Below are 14,744 nucleotides of genomic sequence, written 5' to 3'. Positions count from 1 at the left end.
GAGCGATGCGGAAGCGGTTGAGCCGTGCCGAATCTCAAGCTCGGACGCGGGCCGACCTGATCGCGTCCGCCACCGGGCTGTTCTTGGCGAACGGATACGTCGCAACCTCGAACAACCAGGTCGCCGAGGCCGCCGGATACAGCCGAGGGGCGGTGTACTCGAACTTCGCCAGCAAAGAAGAACTGGCATTGGCTGTGCTGGACCGGCACACGGCCGAGGAGTTCGACGCCGTCCGGGCGGCGCTCGGCAGCGGATCGATCGAGGACCGATTCGACGCCTTCGAGAGTTGGCTGGTCACCGCAGCCGGTGATCCGCGTTGGGCCCTGCTCAAATCGGAGATGGCGCTCGCCGCCCGCACCAGCCCGACACTGCGGGCCCAGCTGGCCGCGCACGATGCCGCCGCCCGCGACACGGTCAGCGGACTGATCACGCAGCTGATCGATGACAGCGGCCTTGCCGTCCCGATCGAGCCGCACACGCTCGCCAGACTCGTCCTCGCTCTCGGCAAAGGCGTTGCGATCGAAGGGATTATCGAACCGGACCAGCCGATGCAATGGTTGCGCGACCTGCTCGCGACGCTGCGTCCATGGGTGCGCATTCTGGTCGAGTTTCCGCCGGACACCCGCGCGTGAACTCGGCTTGCCACCGCGCGGCGTAGCGTTCCGTGTGCCGAACGGCCTCGTCATCCAGATTTCGGAATGGCTCTGATCGATCAGGTGGCGGAGGTCCGCATGGCGCGGCGGGCGGCGACCGAACCGAAGGTTTCCCGGTCGGCGAGAAAGCCTTCCAGCGCGAAGGTGGCGGCGCCGAGGCTGGCCGGGTTGTGCGGCAACGTCGAAAGTTGCAGTGCCACTGCGTCGAACGGGTCGGTCATGGCGTGGCGGGCCGCGACCCGGCGGGTTACCTCCAGCAGTGGCTCGCCGAGCTGGTCTGCGATCAGGTCGCCGAACACCATGGTTCTCGGGTTGAACAGGTTGACCAGGTTGGCGACGGCGACGCCGAGGTAGTGCCCGGTCTTGTCGATCACCTGCAGCGCGGTGCTGTTGCCCTGCGCGGCGGCCTCGGCGATCGCCACGATGGTGGCCGCGTCGTCGGCGCCGAGCAACGGGCTGGACGGCGCGAGCTCGCGCAACGTGCGCACGATGCCGGGTGCGCCGACGTACGCCTCGACGCAACCCATTCGCCCGCAACGGCATTCGCGGCCATCGAGGACCAGGTTGGTGTGGCCCCACTCGCCTGCGCTGTTGGTGACACCGCGATAGAGCGTTCCTTCGACCACCACGCCGATGCCGACGCCGGCCCGGAGCGTGACGACGATCAGATCGTCTACGTCACGCCCCGCGCCGAACCACAGATGCGCCGCGGTACTGGCTTTCAGCGGATTGTCGAGATAGAGCGGGTGGGGGAGGTGCTGTTCGAGCAACGCCCGCAGCGGCACGTCGTGCCAGTGCCAATACGGCGAGAACACCGAAACGCCGCCCTCGGGTTCGACGAGACCAGGCACGCTCAAGCCGACGCCGAGCACCTTGTCGGCATCGCCCGCGGTGACCTCGCGGATCCCGCGGATGATCAGCGCCGCGACATCGTCGGGCTCGGTGGCCGCCGCATCGACGGGGATCTCGACTGAACGCAGCACCGTCATCGCCAGGTCGAAAAGGTCGAAATGGATGGCGGTTTCGGCGATGTCGACACCGACCAGCATGCCGCGCTCGGGATTGATGGCCAGCTGCGCGCGCGGTCTGCCGATGCCCGGCGCGTCGTACCCGAGTTCGGCGAGCACGCCGACGTCGAGCAGTTCGGCGATCATGTTGCCGACCGTGGCGAACGACAGCCCGGTCGCCCGCGCGATCTCTTGCCTGCTGATGTGCCCGTCGGCGGCGTACACCGCCTGCAGTACGCCGAACCTGTTGCGCCGTCGGATGTCGCGCGCGGTCAGCTGATACACGGTCGGGCTCCTCCCTGAGTGGTCGCCACCATACCGAACGATTTCGGCCAACAGTATTTACAACAGTTAGCGGAAGTCTTACTGTAACCCACATCACTTTGCGACGCGAGTATGCGTCAGATCACCTAGGAGTGCCCCATGTCCTGGACCCATCGACGACGTTGGACCAGTGCCGTTTTGTGCGGAGTGTCGCTCGCGCTGGTCGCGACCGCCTGCTCGTCGGGCAAGGAAAGCGACTCGGCGGCCACCGGCCCGCAGCACCAGACGGGTCCGATCAGCCTGGTCTACGCCCAGAAACAGGGTGACCAGGAGTACTTCATCGGCGAGGCCGACGGCGCCAAGGCCAAGGCCAAGGAACTCGGGATCGATCTGAAGGTCGTCAACCTGGGCAACGACGCGAACAAGGCGGTCACCGAGGTCAACAACGCGATCAACCAGAAGGCCAGCGGCGTCATCGTGGTGGTGCCGGATCCGTCGGTCGGCCCGCAGGTCGCCCAGCTCACCAAGACCGGTGGCGTTGCCCTGCTCACCTCCGACGACCAGGTCTGCACGACCGGACCAGATCCGGCGAAATGCGCCAAGGACCAACTGGTTCCGCGCGTCGGGTTCAGCGGAACGCAGATGGGCACCGAGGTCGGCCGCCGCGCGGGCGAGGACTTCAAGAAGGCGGGCTGGAAGCCGGAGGAGACCGCGATCGTCGATGCGTGGAAGCAGGACGTGACGGTCTGCACCGACCGCGTCGAGGCGAACAAGAAAGCCTTCCGCGCGGCCGCGGGCGTCGACGTGCGGGTGATCGACGTCGGCACCGACAACACACCGTCGGACGCGCAGAACAAGATCTCCGCGACCGTCGCGGGCAATCGGTCGGTGAAGAACTGGATTGTCATGGGCTGCAACGACGAGAACGTCAGCGGTGGCGTCGCGGCCATCCAGAACTCCGGATACGCCGCGGAGAACGTGCTCGGCGTCGGCCTCGGCGCCTACCTGGCCTGCAAGGAATGGCGCGGCGGCAAGCCGACCGGATTCAAAGCGGCACTGTTCATCAACGGCAAGGACGTCGGCGCGCTGGCGGTGCAGACGATCTACGACTACTTGAAGAACGGGAAGGCCATGCCGCCGGAGGCTTTCGCGCCGACGACGATGGTCGACGCGAGCACGTGGCAGCAGGTCGGCGTCCCATGCAGCTGACCGGCTTGCGTGCCACCGGCCTCAGCAAGAATTTCGCAGGCGTGCCCGCGCTGCGCGAGGTGAGCCTCGACTTTCCCGCGGGCGCGGTGACCGCGCTGATGGGCGAGAACGGTGCGGGGAAGTCGACGCTGATCCGGATCCTCGGCGGCGATCACCGACCGGACGGCGGCCGCCTCGAACTCGACGGTGTGCTGCTCGATCAGGCCACCCCGGCCGCCGCACGGGCGGCCGGGATCCGGGTGATCGGCCAGGAACCGGAGATCGTGCCGCACGTGTCGGTCGCCGAGAACGTCTATCTCGGCGCGCTGCCGCGGCGGGCGGGCCGGATGCTCGACCGCGCGGCACTGCACGAGCGGATGCGCACCGACCTGGCCAGGCTCGGCTTCGACCGGGATCTCGATCCGACCACCATGGGTTCGAAACTCACTGCGGCGCAACGGCAGCTGGTCGAGATCATGCGGGCCTTGACCACCGACGCGAAGGTGATCGCCTTCGACGAGCCGACCTCGTCGCTGTCGGATCACGAGACCGAATCGCTGTTCGCGTTGATCGGGCGGTTGCGCGAGCGCGGGCTCGCGGTGATCTATGTGTCGCACCGGATGCGGGAGATCTTCCGGCTCGCCGATCGGGTCGCGGTGCTGCGGGACGGTGCGCTGGTCGGCGTCAAGGCGATCGCGGAGACCGACGACCAGGAGATCGTCCGGATGATGGTCGGACGCGACCTGTCCACCTTGTTCACCCGCAGGGCGAGCACGCCGGGCCGGGTCGTGCTCGAGGTGGACGCGGTGACCACCGACGACGTGCACGAGGTGAGCCTGCAGGTGCGCGCGGGTGAGGTGGTCGCGCTGGCCGGGTTGGTCGGCGCCGGCCGCTCCGAACTGGCGGGCGCGTTGGCTGGTGATCTACCGATTCGCTCCGGCGCCGTGCGGATCGACGGTAAGGAGTTGCGGCTGCGGCAGCCGAGGGACGCGGTGCGGGCCGGCGTCGGATACGCACCGGAGGAGCGCAAGGCGCAGGCCTTGCTCTTGCATCGTGGTGTGCGCGACAACATTTCGCTCGCCGTGCTCGACCGGTTGCGGCGGCTGCGGTTCATCCGGGTGGGGGAGGAGCGTCGGCTGGCCGAGCGCTATGTCGAATCCTTGCGGGTGCGTACGCCTTCGATCGAGCAGGAGGTGCGCAAGCTCTCCGGCGGCAACCAGCAGAAGGTGGTGCTGGCCCGCTGGCTGGCCCGCAAGCCGAAGGTGCTGATCCTGGACGAGCCGACCCGCGGTGTCGACGTCGGCGCGAAGGTCGAGATCTACCGCGTCATCGAGGAATTGGCCGAGGCCGGGGTCGCGGTGCTGGTGATCTCCTCGGAACTGCCCGAAGTGCTCGGCCTTGCCGATCGGATCGTCGTCATGCAGCAGGGCCGGGTCACCGGCGAACTCGACCGCAGCGCCGCCGACGAGGAGTCCATTCTCGCGCTGGCGATGGCCGCGGATCTCTCACATCTCTAGGAAACCAATGACCGAGCAGCAACTCGAAGTACAGCCTGCGGCAGTCACTGTCGCGCCATCGCCCCCGCCGAACCGCTTCGCGGCACTGACCCCGCGACGGGTGCTCCACGCGATCGGACCCGGAAATCTCAGCCTGATCGGCGCACTCGCGGTCATCGTCGCGATCTTCGGCTCGCTCAACGACGGCTATCTCGATCCCAAGAACCTGGCCGGAATCGGCGACGCGGTCACGGTATTCGGCCTGCTCGCCGTGGTGCAGACGGTGGTGATCATCTGCGGGGCGCTCGATATCTCGGTCGGTTCGCAGGCCGGGGTCGCCTCGGTGATCAGCGCGATGGCGTTCACCGCGACCTCGGGCAACGCGGTGCTCGGCGTCCTCGCCGCGATCGGCGTCGGCGTGCTGCTCGGCGCGGTGAACGGGCTGATCATCGTGTACGGCCGGGTGAATCCGGTGATCGCGACGTTGGCCACGCTGGCCGCGTACAAGGGTCTGGCCCAACTGATCTCGGGCGGCAAGGCGCAGGGTTTCGTGCTGGACAACGATGTGTTCATCTTCCTGGCGCGCGGCAAGATCGCCGGACTTCCGGTGCCGGTGCTGATCCTCGCGATCGTCGCATTGAGCGTGCACGTGCTGCTGAAGTACACCGATATCGGGCGCAACATCTACGCCATCGGCGGGAACGACACTGCCGCACGGCTTTCCGGCATCAACATCAACAAGTATCTGATCGCGGTGTTCGTGCTCGCCGGTGTGGTCGCCGCGATCGCGGGGATCATCCTGACCGCGCGGACCGGATCGGGACAGCCGGTGTCGGGTAGTGAGGGTCTGGAGTTGAAGGCGATCACCGCGGCGGCGCTCGGCGGGTGTGCGCTCAAGGGCGGCAAGGGGACGGTCGGCGGCACGTTGCTTGCCGTCGTGCTGCTCGGTGCGCTGGACAACGGGCTGAATGTGGTTGGTGTGAACACGTTCTGGCAGAACGTGGCACAGGGTGCGTTGCTGGTGGCCGCGGTGGTGATTCAGCAGCGACGCAGTGGTGAGCGGGCGGTCGGGTTGCCGACCTAGCCCCGTCTGGCCGATATCTCAGGAGGAACGATGATCACAATGCGGGCGCGGCCGTGTGCGCCGCCGCCGGGGCAACTGTGCGAGAGCCCGGTGTGGGACGGCAATGAACTGCGGTGGGTGGATATCCGGCGCGGGCATATTCATCGTGCAGCGCTCGATCGGGCGGGCCTCGACCTCGTTCATCGCGCGACGATCAGCTTGGCGCCGCCGGTCAGTGCGGTGGTGTCGTGCGAGTCCGGCGCGCTGGTTGCGACATTGGGCGACGAGGTCGTGCGGCTCGACGAGGATGGCGAGGTCACCACGGTCGCGGCAATACCGTTGCCGGACGACGGGATTCGGCGTCGGATGAACGACGCGAAGGTCGATCCTCGCGGCCGTCTGCTGGCGGGAACGATGTCCGAGGACGGCGTCCAGGGCAGCGCCGCCCTCTACCGGATCGATGGTGACGGCGCACTGGCCATGGTGCGAGCCGGTGTCACCATTTCCAACGGTCTCGGCTGGAGTCCGGACGGCGCCACCCTCTACTACGCGGACAGTCCGACGAAACGGATCGACGCCTTCGAATACGACCTTGCCACCGGCACTTTGGGCGCGGGACGGCCGTTCGTGCGGTTCGAAACGGGCGAGCCGGACGGCTTGACCGTGGATGCCCAGGGTTGGGTGTGGGTGGCGATCTGGGGTGCGGGACAGGTGCACGCCTTTGACCCGGCCGGGCAGCGCCGCGCGGTGATCGACGTCGGCCCGTCCCAGGTTTCCAGTTGCGTGTTCGCCGGGCCGGACTTGGACGTCTTGGTGATCACCACCGCCAAGGAGGGCGTGGCGGCCGACGAGCCCGACGCCGGGCGGTTGTTCGCCTGCATCCCCGGTGTTGTCGGCGTGCCCGGCATGCGTTACGCCGACGCGGGGTTGGTGGGTAGCGATGGCCGATGATCTGTTGCAGCTGAAGACGCCGGTCATCGCGATCTTGCGGGCGCCGACGGCGAATCGGTTCGCCGAAGTGGCCGCGGTACTGCACGAATGCGGCATCACCGCAGTGGAATTCACGCTCACCAGTGCCGGTGCGTTGGATGCGCTCCGGGACTACCCGGGGCATTCGATCGGCGTCGGTACGGTGCTGACCGCCGCCGATGCGGGCCGTGCGGTCGCTGCCGGTGCCGCATATTTGATCACGCCGATCGTCAGCGAGGAAGTGATCGCGGAGGGCAGGCGACTGGGTGTCCCGGTGATCTCAGGTGCGTTGACCCCCACCGAGATTCATCGGGCCTGGACCGCAGGCAGCACCATGGTGAAGGTCTTCCCTGCCTCGGTAGGCGGACCCGAGTACGTGAAAGCCATCCGTGCCCCGCTGCCGGATATTCCCTTGGTGCCCACCGGCGGAGTGGCCCTGGACGAGGCCATGGCCTACCTCGACGCGGGCGCGACAGCACTCGGCATCGGCTCGCCACTGTTAGGCGACGCCTGCACCGGTGGCGATCTCGACGCACTCCGCGACCGTGCGTCCGTCCTGCGCGAGCAGCTGTGCTGAGCGATCGGAGCGGAATGTCATGAGGGGCAGTCTGATCACGCTCGGCGAGGCCGTCGGTGTTGTCGCGGCGACCGCGCCGGGACCTTTGGCACCCGGCGCCGCGATGCGGATGGATTTCGCGGGCGCCGAAGCGACCGTCGCCATCGGCGTCCGTCGGTTGGGGCACGAGAGCGCGTGGATCGGCAGCGTCGGCGACGACGCGGTCGGCACCATGGTGCTGGACCGGCTGCGGGCCGAACGCGTCGACGTGTCCCGCTGCCGGATCGACCCGGAGCTGCCGAGCGGTTTGATGTTGCGGGAACGCCGCACCGCGGACCGGATCCGGGTCACCTATTACCGGCGTGGTTTGGCGGGCTCCCGGCTGTCGGCGGCCGAGATCGATCCGGAACAGGTTGCCGCGGCAGGCATCTTGCACCTGACCGGCATCACACCGGCATTGAGTGCGTCTGCTCGCGACGCGGTGCACACCGCGCTCGACGCGGCGCTCGGCGCGGGCGTTCCGGTGTCGCTGGACGTCAACTACCGCAGTGCGCTGTGGTCCAGATCGGCGGCGGCCGCCGAGCTTTCGGTGCTGGTGTCGCGCGCCGACATCGTCTTCGCCGGGCTCGACGAGGCCGCGCTCCTTGTGCCAACCGCGAGTCCGGCCGCGATGGCCGAAGCCCTTGCCGCATTTGGCCCGTCGGAGGTTGTGCTCAAGCTCGGCGCGGCGGGTGCGCTCGCCCTGCACGGCGGCAGGCAGTTCCGGCAGCCCGCGGTCCCGGTGACGATGGTCGATCCGGTCGGGGCCGGTGACGCGTTCGTGGCCGGGTATCTCGCAGGGTTCCTCGACGACGTCTCGGTCCGGCAGCGCCTGCGGTTGGCCGCCACCTGCGGCGCGTTCGCGGTGTCCGTGCAGGGCGACTGGGCGGGTTTGCCGCTGCGCCGCGAGCTCGACCTGCTCGCAGGCGCCGACATTCAACGATGACCACGAAGGGAAAACCATTGAGTCGTCTGGCAGATCGGGTCGCGGTCGTCACCGGCGCGGCATCGGGTATCGGCGCCGCCACCGCGCAGCGGCTCGCGGCCGAGGGTGCTTCGGTCGTCGTCGCCGATATCGCCGAAGCCGCTGGCGAGGAGGTCGCGGCAAAGATTCGCGCGGCAGGCCAGCGTGCCGAGTTCGTCTGGTGCGATGTGTCGGACGAAGAGTCGTGGGCGCGGCTGCGCGACCGGGTCAACGAGCTGTTCGGCCCGCTGGATGCGTTGTGCAGCAACGCATCCATGCAGCAGACCATCCCCGCGCACGAGCTGACCAGGCGCCAATGGGACGAGGGATTGGCGATCAATCTGACGCCGCTGTTCCTCGGCGTGCGCGCCTTCATCGACGACCTGCGCACGCGCACCGGCAACGTGGTCGCGATCTCGAGCGTGCACGCGCAGTTCGGGCTGCCCGGCTATCCGGTGTATGCCGCGGCGAAAGGCGGTCTGACCGCGCTGGTTCGGCAGCTCGCCGTCGAATACGGCTCCGCCCGAGTGCGATTCAACGCCATCCTGCCCGGCCCGGTGCTCACGCCCGTGTGGGATGACGTCGACGAAGAGGGGCGAAGGCTGTCCGCGCGCGCCACCGTGCTCGACCGTCTCGGGGCGCCGGAGGAGGTCGCCGCCGCGGTGGCCTTCCTCGCCTCCGACGACGCGTCCTTCATCACCGGAGCCAACCTGGTCGTCGACGGCGGCTGGAGCGTACGAAAGGAGTCTCGGTGAAGATCACCGCACTGACCACGTATCTGGTCGCGCCGCGCTGGTGCTTCCTGCGCATCGATACCGACGAGGGCATCACCGGCTGGGGCGAACCGGTGATCGAGGGCCGCGCGCACACCGTCGCCGCCGCCGTCGACGAGCTCGCCGACTACCTCGTCGGCAAGGATCCGATGAGCATCGAAGCGCACTGGCAGGTGCTCACCAAAGGCGGCTTCTATCGGGGCGGTCCGATCCTGTCGAGTGCGGTGGCAGGCATCGACCAGGCCCTGTGGGACATCACCGGCAAGGCGCTCGGTGTCCCGGTCTGGCAGCTGCTCGGCGGCGCGGTCCGCGATCGGATCCGGGTGTACAGCTGGATCGGCGGCGACCGGCCCGACGATGTCGCGCAGGCCGCGCTCGAACGACAAGAGCAGGGCTTCACCGCGATCAAGATGAACGCTTCCGCCGAACTGGACCCGATCGACACCCCGCGCGCGACCACCGGCATCGTCGACCGGGTCGCCGCCGTCCGGGCGGCCACCGGCGACGACTTCGATATCGCGGTCGACTTCCACGGCAGGCTGTCCGTCGCGATGGCGCGGCGGGTGCTGCCGCTGCTCGAGCCGTATCTGCCGTTCTTCGTCGAAGAGCCGCTGGTGCCCGAGGTCAGCGATCGGATCGGCGAAATCACCAGCGCGACAAGCATTCCCATCGCCACCGGGGAGAGGTTGTTCTCCCGCTGGGACTTCCGCACCGTGCTCGATCGCGGCGTGGCCGTTGTGCAACCGGATCTGTCGCACGCGGGCGGCATCTCCGAGGTCCGCCGCATCGCCGCGCTCGCCGAGAGCCGCGACGTTGCGCTCGCGCCGCATTGCCCGCTCGGCCCGATCGCGCTGGCGGCCAGCCTGCAGGTCGGCTTCGCCACGCCGAATCTGCTGATCCAGGAGCAGAGCCTCGGCATCCACTACAACACCGGATCGGACCTGCTCGACTACCTGGTCGATCGCACCGTGTTCGCGTACCGCGACGGTTATGTCGACCTGCTCCGCAGGCCGGGGCTCGGCATCGACATCGACGAGAACGCGGTCGCCCGTGCCGCCGAGCGAGGTCACCGGTGGCGCAACCCGATCTGGCAGCGCAAGGACGGTTCGTTCGCTGAATGGTAGCCAGTACGCGATAGTGGGCAAGGTCTTTCAAGGCCATCGAGTGGGGAGTACGCTTCGCTCTTAGATAGTTAGCAGAACTAAGAGCATGGCTGTTCCAACCCGCTGGTCAGGAAGAGACACGTGATGACAGATGTAGAGGTAGCTCGACGAATCAATGACCTGTCCGTCTCGGACAAGGAGTTCGCGGAGGCGCAACCCGACCCCGTGATCACCGCCCGGATTCAGAATCCCGCCGGAAGCCTGGCGGATCTGCTCCGGATCGTCTTCGCCGAGTACGGGGACCGCCCGGCCGTCGCCGCGCGCGCCACACATGCGTTCACCGATCCGGCCTCCGGCCGAACATCGCTGCATACGCTGCCGGCATACGAGCAGACCACTTATGCCGAACTCGGCAAGCGAGTCGCGGCCGTCGCGGCCGGACTGTCCGGTGCCGGATCCGGGCGCCGCTGGGTTCGACCTGGCGATCCGGTGGCGACGCTCGGCTTCACCAGCGTCGAGTACACCGTGCTCGACCTGGCGATCACGCTGCTCGGCGCGATCGCCGTCCCGTTGCAGTCCAGTTCGCCCGCGGAGCGCCTGCTGCCCATCGTTGCCGAGTCGCGGCCGCGGGTGCTCGCCGCGAGCATCGACCACCTCGCGGCGGCCGTGGAACTCGCGGCTGCCGAGCATCGGCCGGAGCTGATCGTGGTCTTCGACTATCGGCCAGACATCGACGCACAGCGCGAGGCATACGAGGCCGCGGCCGAGCGGCTCGCCAGCTCCGATGTCGCGCTGGAAAGCCTTGCGGGACTGGCCGAACAAGGCGCCACAGGCGCGGTTCCCACGGACGATGCGCCGGACGACGAGCGGCTCGCGCTGCTGATCTACACCTCGGGAAGCACAGGAACGCCCAAGGGCGCGATGTACTCGGAGCGCCTGGTCGGGAATCTGTGGCGCTCCGGATTCGGCTTCGGGGAGACCGAACACGCGCCAGGCCCATGGATCACGCTGAACTTCATGCCGATGAGCCATCTCATGGGCCGGGTCACCCTCTACGGCACCCTGTCCCGCGGCGGCGTCGCCTATTTCACTGCCAGCAGCGATCTTTCGACCTTCCTGGAGGATCTGACGCTGGCTCGGCCGACCCAGCTGCAGTTCGTGCCGCGCGTGTGGGATCTGCTGTATCAGGAATATCAGCGGGCACTCGACGGCATCGACCCGGCCGAGCGGACCGCGCGCACCCCTGGCCTGCTGGCGGAGCTGCGCCGAGATCTGCTCGGCGGCCGGGTACTCGGCGCGGTGAGCGGCTCGGCGCCGATCTCCGGCGAGGTGCGCGAGTTCACCGACGCACTGCTCGGCTTCCACCTGCCGGACGGTTACGGCTCCACCGAGGCGGGCGGCATCTTCGTCGACGGCCGGGTGATGCGCCCGCCGGTGCTGGACTACAAGCTCGTCGATGTGCCGGAACTGGGCTACTTCCGCACCGACCGGCCGCACCCGCGCGGCGAGCTATTGGTGAAGACCCAGAACATCTTTCCTGGCTACTATCGGCGACCCGAAGTCACCGCGGCGGTGTTCGACGCGGACGGTTACTACCGGACCGGTGACGTGGTCGCCGAACTCGGGCCCGACGAGCTCCGCTACGTGGATCGCCGCAACAATGTGCTCAAGCTGTCGCAGGGTGAGTTCGTGACGGTGTCGAAGCTGGAAGCCGCCTACTCGGCGAGTCCGGTGATTCACCAGATCTACGTCTACGGAAACAGCTCCCGCTCCTATCTGTTGGCGGTGGTTGTCCCCGAAGCGGATGTGCTGGAACGGGATTCCGGTGATATCGGTCCGCTCATCACCGAGTCGCTGCGCGCGGTCGCCGCCGATGCCGGATTGCAGTCCTACGAGGTCCCGCGCGACTTCCTCGTCGAGACAACGCCGTTCACCGTCGAGAACGGTCTGCTCACCGGCATCCGCAAACTGGCACGACCGGCGCTGCGGCAGCGCTACAGCGACCAGCTCGAGGACCTCTACCAGCGGCTGGCCGCCGGACAGGCGGCGGAATTGCGCGCGCTGCGTGCCGGGGCCGCCGACCGGCCGGTGCTGGAAACCGTGTGCAGGGCGGCGGCCGCGCTGCTCGACATCGGCGTCGACGAGGTGCGCCCTGACGCACGTTTCACCGACCTCGGCGGTGATTCGCTGTCCGCGTTGACCTTCGGCAGCACGCTGCACGAGATCCTCGGCGTCGAGGTGCCCGTCGGCGTGATCGTCAGTCCGGCAACGGATCTGCGCGCCCTCGCCGCCTACTTGGCGCGGGAATCCGGCGAGCGGCCGACCTTCGCCGGCGTGCACGGCGCCGGTGCGACCGAGATCCGCGCCGAGGACCTGACACTGGCGAAATTCCTCGACCGCGCGACCCTCGACGCCGCGACAGCGCTTCCCGCACCGAACTTTTCGGTGCGCACCGTGCTGCTCACCGGCGCCACCGGATTCCTCGGCCGCTTCCTCGCGCTGTCCTTGCTCGAGCGGCTCGACACGGTCGACGGCACGCTGATCTGCCTGGTCCGCGCGACCGACGACGTCGCGGCCCGCGCCAGGCTCGACGAGGTGTTCGACAGCGGGGACCCGCGGCTACTCGAGCACTACCGGCGATTGGCCGATCGGCATCTGCAGGTGGTGGCTGGCGACAAAGGCGAGGCCGACCTCGGTCTCGACGCGGCGACCTGGCAGCGCCTGGCCGACAGCGTCGACCTCATCGTCGACTGCGCCGCATTGGTCAACCACGTGCTGCCGTACAGCCAGCTGTTCGGGCCCAACGTGGTCGGCACAGCCGAGCTCATCCGGCTGGCACTGACTGGACGGCGCAAGATCTTCGACTACATCTCGACCGTCGGCGTCGGCGACCAAATCGAGCAGGGCCGGTTCGTCGAGGACGCCGACATCCGGACGATCAGCGCGACCCGTGCGATCAACGACAGTTACGCCAACGGCTACGGCAACAGCAAGTGGGCGGGGGAGGTGCTGTTGCGGGAGGCGAACGAGCGGTACGACCTGCCGGTCAGCGTCTTTCGCTGCGACATGATCCTCGTCGACGGCGCCTACGTCGGCCAGCTGAATGTCCCCGACATGTTCACCAGGCTGCTACTCAGTTTGGCCGCCACCGGCATAGCACCTTTCTCGTTCTACCAAACCGATGCGGCAAGCCTGCGCCAACCCGCGCACTTCGACGGGCTGCCCGTCGACTTCATCGCCGAAGCGGTCGCGGAACTCGGTCTGCGCGACGGATTCTCCACCTACCACGTCATGAACCCGCACCACGACGACATCGGTCTCGACACGTTCGTCGACTGGCTCATCGAGGCGGGCAGCCCGATCACTCGTATCGCCGAGTACGACGTGTGGTTGAACCAGTTCGGTACGAAACTTCGGGCCCTCCCCGAACGGCAACGCAAACACTCCCTCCTTCCCCTCCTGCACAACTACGCCAACCCGCAACCCCCGACCGTCGGCAGTTTCGCCCCGGCCGATGTTTTCCGTGCCGCCGTTCAGGAGGCGAACATCGGCCCTGACAAGGACATCCCGCACATCACCGAACCGTCGATCCGGAAATACCTCACCAATCTGGCGCACCTCGGCCTGCTTTGAGTGACAGCCGCCTGCGCCGCACGCCGGCGCAGGCGGCGGTTCCCGCCACCGTGGCGTTCGCGACAGATGGGAAAACTTCGGGAATGATGTCAACTATGGGGAACAACATAGTGCGTGATTCGGGCTCGAACTCGCTCGTGGATCCGGGCCTGCGGGACTGGTACTCGCGCGGACGTTTCCTCACGTTCGCCGGACACGAGGTGTTCTACGTCGACGAGGGCAGTGGCCCCGCACTGCTGCTGATCCACGGATACCCGTTCAGCTCATGGGACTGGATACAGATCTGGGACCACCTCACCGCGCGCTTCCGTGTCATCGCGCCGGACATGCTCGGCATGGGCTTCTCGGCGAAGCCGGTCGACTATGCGTATCGCGTTGCCGCACATGCCGATATGCACACCGCGCTGCTTGCCGAGCTCGGCGTCGGCAGCTGCCACGTGATGGCGCACGACATCGGAGTGAGCGTCGCGCAGGAATTGCTCACGCGACAATCCGAGGGCACGACGACCACCGACATCGCCTCGATCGCCTTCCTCAACGGCGGCCTCTTTCACGAGGTCTATCGGCCTCGACTCGTGCAGACACTGCTCTCGGACACCATCGCAGGCTCGATCGTCGGCCGGTTCCCGTTCCTCATGACCGACCGGCTCACCGACCTCGCCCTCGACGAGATGTTCGGTCCCGAGACCAAGCCGTCGAAAGAACTGCTACGCCAATGGCACGAGATCATGGCGTACCACCACGGCAAACGCGTGACCCACCTGGTCGGGAGATTCATCCACGATCGCAAGCAGGAACGCGATCGCTGGGTGACGGCGATGCAGCGCACGCCCGTGCCGATGCGGTTCATCGACGGACCCTGCGACCCGAATTCGGGCGCACACATGGCCGCTCGCTATCGCGAGATCATCCCGAATCCCGACGTCGTCAGCCTCGGCGACGACATCGGCCACTGGCCGCAGCTCGAGGATCCGGCAGGGGTGATCCGGCATTTCGACGAGTTCATCGATCGGCTCCCGCCCGGCTGACGAAATGG

At 67.6% G+C, this 14,744-nt stretch carries 12 protein-coding genes; 11 read left to right on the top strand and 1 reads right to left on the bottom strand.

What is annotated here, in order from left to right:
- Positions 1-5: 5 nt before the first annotated feature.
- Positions 6-632 carry a TetR/AcrR family transcriptional regulator gene (locus tag NA11_RS15985; protein WP_069162731.1) on the top strand — a complete coding sequence of 209 codons (627 nt, stop codon included), beginning with the start codon at positions 6-8 and terminating at the stop codon, positions 630-632.
- Positions 633-712: 80 nt separating this feature from the next.
- On the opposite strand, the gene NA11_RS15980 is transcribed toward NA11_RS15985, so the two are convergent.
- The gene (locus NA11_RS15980; protein WP_069162682.1) at positions 713-1,945 is read right to left on the bottom strand and encodes an ROK family transcriptional regulator; all 1,233 of its coding nucleotides are present in this window, start codon (positions 1,943-1,945) and stop codon (positions 713-715) included.
- Between the two features lie 138 nt (positions 1,946-2,083).
- On the opposite strand from NA11_RS15980, the gene NA11_RS15975 reads away from it, so the two are divergent.
- The 10 genes from NA11_RS15975 to NA11_RS15930 all read left to right on the top strand — a co-directional run bounded on the left by NA11_RS15975 (position 2,084) and on the right by NA11_RS15930 (position 14,736).
- Positions 2,084-3,133, top strand: coding sequence for a substrate-binding domain-containing protein (locus tag NA11_RS15975; RefSeq protein ID WP_069162681.1), 1,050 nt, complete (start codon positions 2,084-2,086; stop codon positions 3,131-3,133).
- On the top strand, positions 3,124-4,629 hold the full coding sequence (locus NA11_RS15970) for a sugar ABC transporter ATP-binding protein (protein WP_069162680.1): 1,506 nt from the start codon (positions 3,124-3,126) through the stop codon (positions 4,627-4,629). The genes NA11_RS15975 and NA11_RS15970 overlap by 10 nt, the downstream gene beginning before the upstream one ends.
- Positions 4,630-4,636: 7 nt before the next feature.
- Complete coding sequence (locus tag NA11_RS15965) at positions 4,637-5,692, top strand: ABC transporter permease (RefSeq protein ID WP_069162679.1); 1,056 nt, start codon at positions 4,637-4,639, stop codon at positions 5,690-5,692.
- A 30-nt stretch (positions 5,693-5,722) separates the two neighbouring features.
- Positions 5,723-6,622 (top strand): SMP-30/gluconolactonase/LRE family protein, encoded by a 900-nt coding sequence (locus NA11_RS15960; RefSeq protein WP_069162678.1) that lies wholly within the window; start codon positions 5,723-5,725, stop codon positions 6,620-6,622.
- Positions 6,612-7,217 carry a bifunctional 4-hydroxy-2-oxoglutarate aldolase/2-dehydro-3-deoxy-phosphogluconate aldolase gene (locus tag NA11_RS15955; protein WP_084654655.1) on the top strand — a complete coding sequence of 202 codons (606 nt, stop codon included), beginning with the start codon at positions 6,612-6,614 and terminating at the stop codon, positions 7,215-7,217. The genes NA11_RS15960 and NA11_RS15955 overlap by 11 nt, the downstream gene beginning before the upstream one ends.
- Before the next feature lie 19 nt (positions 7,218-7,236).
- Positions 7,237-8,181 (top strand): sugar kinase, encoded by a 945-nt coding sequence (locus NA11_RS15950; protein WP_069162677.1) that lies wholly within the window; start codon positions 7,237-7,239, stop codon positions 8,179-8,181.
- Positions 8,182-8,198: 17 nt separating this feature from the next.
- Positions 8,199-8,954 (top strand): SDR family NAD(P)-dependent oxidoreductase, encoded by a 756-nt coding sequence (locus tag NA11_RS15945; protein ID WP_218023314.1) that lies wholly within the window; start codon positions 8,199-8,201, stop codon positions 8,952-8,954.
- Positions 8,951-10,096 carry a galactonate dehydratase gene (dgoD, locus tag NA11_RS15940; RefSeq protein ID WP_069162675.1) on the top strand — a complete coding sequence of 382 codons (1,146 nt, stop codon included), beginning with the start codon at positions 8,951-8,953 and terminating at the stop codon, positions 10,094-10,096. Before NA11_RS15945 ends, dgoD begins: the two co-directional genes overlap by 4 nt.
- A gap of 123 nt (positions 10,097-10,219) precedes the next feature.
- On the top strand, positions 10,220-13,708 hold the full coding sequence (car, locus tag NA11_RS15935; RefSeq protein WP_069162674.1) for a carboxylic acid reductase: 3,489 nt from the start codon (positions 10,220-10,222) through the stop codon (positions 13,706-13,708).
- A gap of 137 nt (positions 13,709-13,845) precedes the next feature.
- The gene (locus tag NA11_RS15930; RefSeq protein ID WP_069162729.1) at positions 13,846-14,736 is read left to right on the top strand and encodes an alpha/beta fold hydrolase; all 891 of its coding nucleotides are present in this window, start codon (positions 13,846-13,848) and stop codon (positions 14,734-14,736) included.
- The last annotated feature ends 8 nt before the right edge of the window (positions 14,737-14,744 follow it).

This window comes from Nocardia altamirensis NBRC 108246, from assembly GCF_001612685.1.
Classification (GTDB): Bacteria; Actinomycetota; Actinomycetes; order Mycobacteriales; family Mycobacteriaceae; genus Nocardia; species Nocardia altamirensis.
The sequence above is the reverse complement of the archived record's forward strand: the minus strand, read 5'-3'. Positions and strand labels throughout refer to the sequence as shown.

What these genes read in the sequence shown, in the direction of transcription:
- NA11_RS15965 (WP_069162679.1), top strand. Translation starts at nt 4,637, where the DNA reads ATGACCGAGCAGCAACTCGAAGTACAGCCTGCGGCAGTCACTGTCGCG.
- NA11_RS15950 (WP_069162677.1), top strand. Translation starts at nt 7,237, where the DNA reads ATGAGGGGCAGTCTGATCACGCTCGGCGAGGCCGTCGGTGTTGTCGCG.
- NA11_RS15970 (WP_069162680.1), top strand. Translation starts at nt 3,124, where the DNA reads ATGCAGCTGACCGGCTTGCGTGCCACCGGCCTCAGCAAGAATTTCGCA.
- NA11_RS15985 (WP_069162731.1), top strand. Translation starts at nt 6, where the DNA reads ATGCGGAAGCGGTTGAGCCGTGCCGAATCTCAAGCTCGGACGCGGGCC.
- NA11_RS15955 (WP_084654655.1), top strand. Translation starts at nt 6,612, where the DNA reads ATGGCCGATGATCTGTTGCAGCTGAAGACGCCGGTCATCGCGATCTTG.
- NA11_RS15975 (WP_069162681.1), top strand. Translation starts at nt 2,084, where the DNA reads ATGTCCTGGACCCATCGACGACGTTGGACCAGTGCCGTTTTGTGCGGA.
- car (WP_069162674.1), top strand. Translation starts at nt 10,220, where the DNA reads ATGACAGATGTAGAGGTAGCTCGACGAATCAATGACCTGTCCGTCTCG.
- NA11_RS15960 (WP_069162678.1), top strand. Translation starts at nt 5,723, where the DNA reads ATGATCACAATGCGGGCGCGGCCGTGTGCGCCGCCGCCGGGGCAACTG.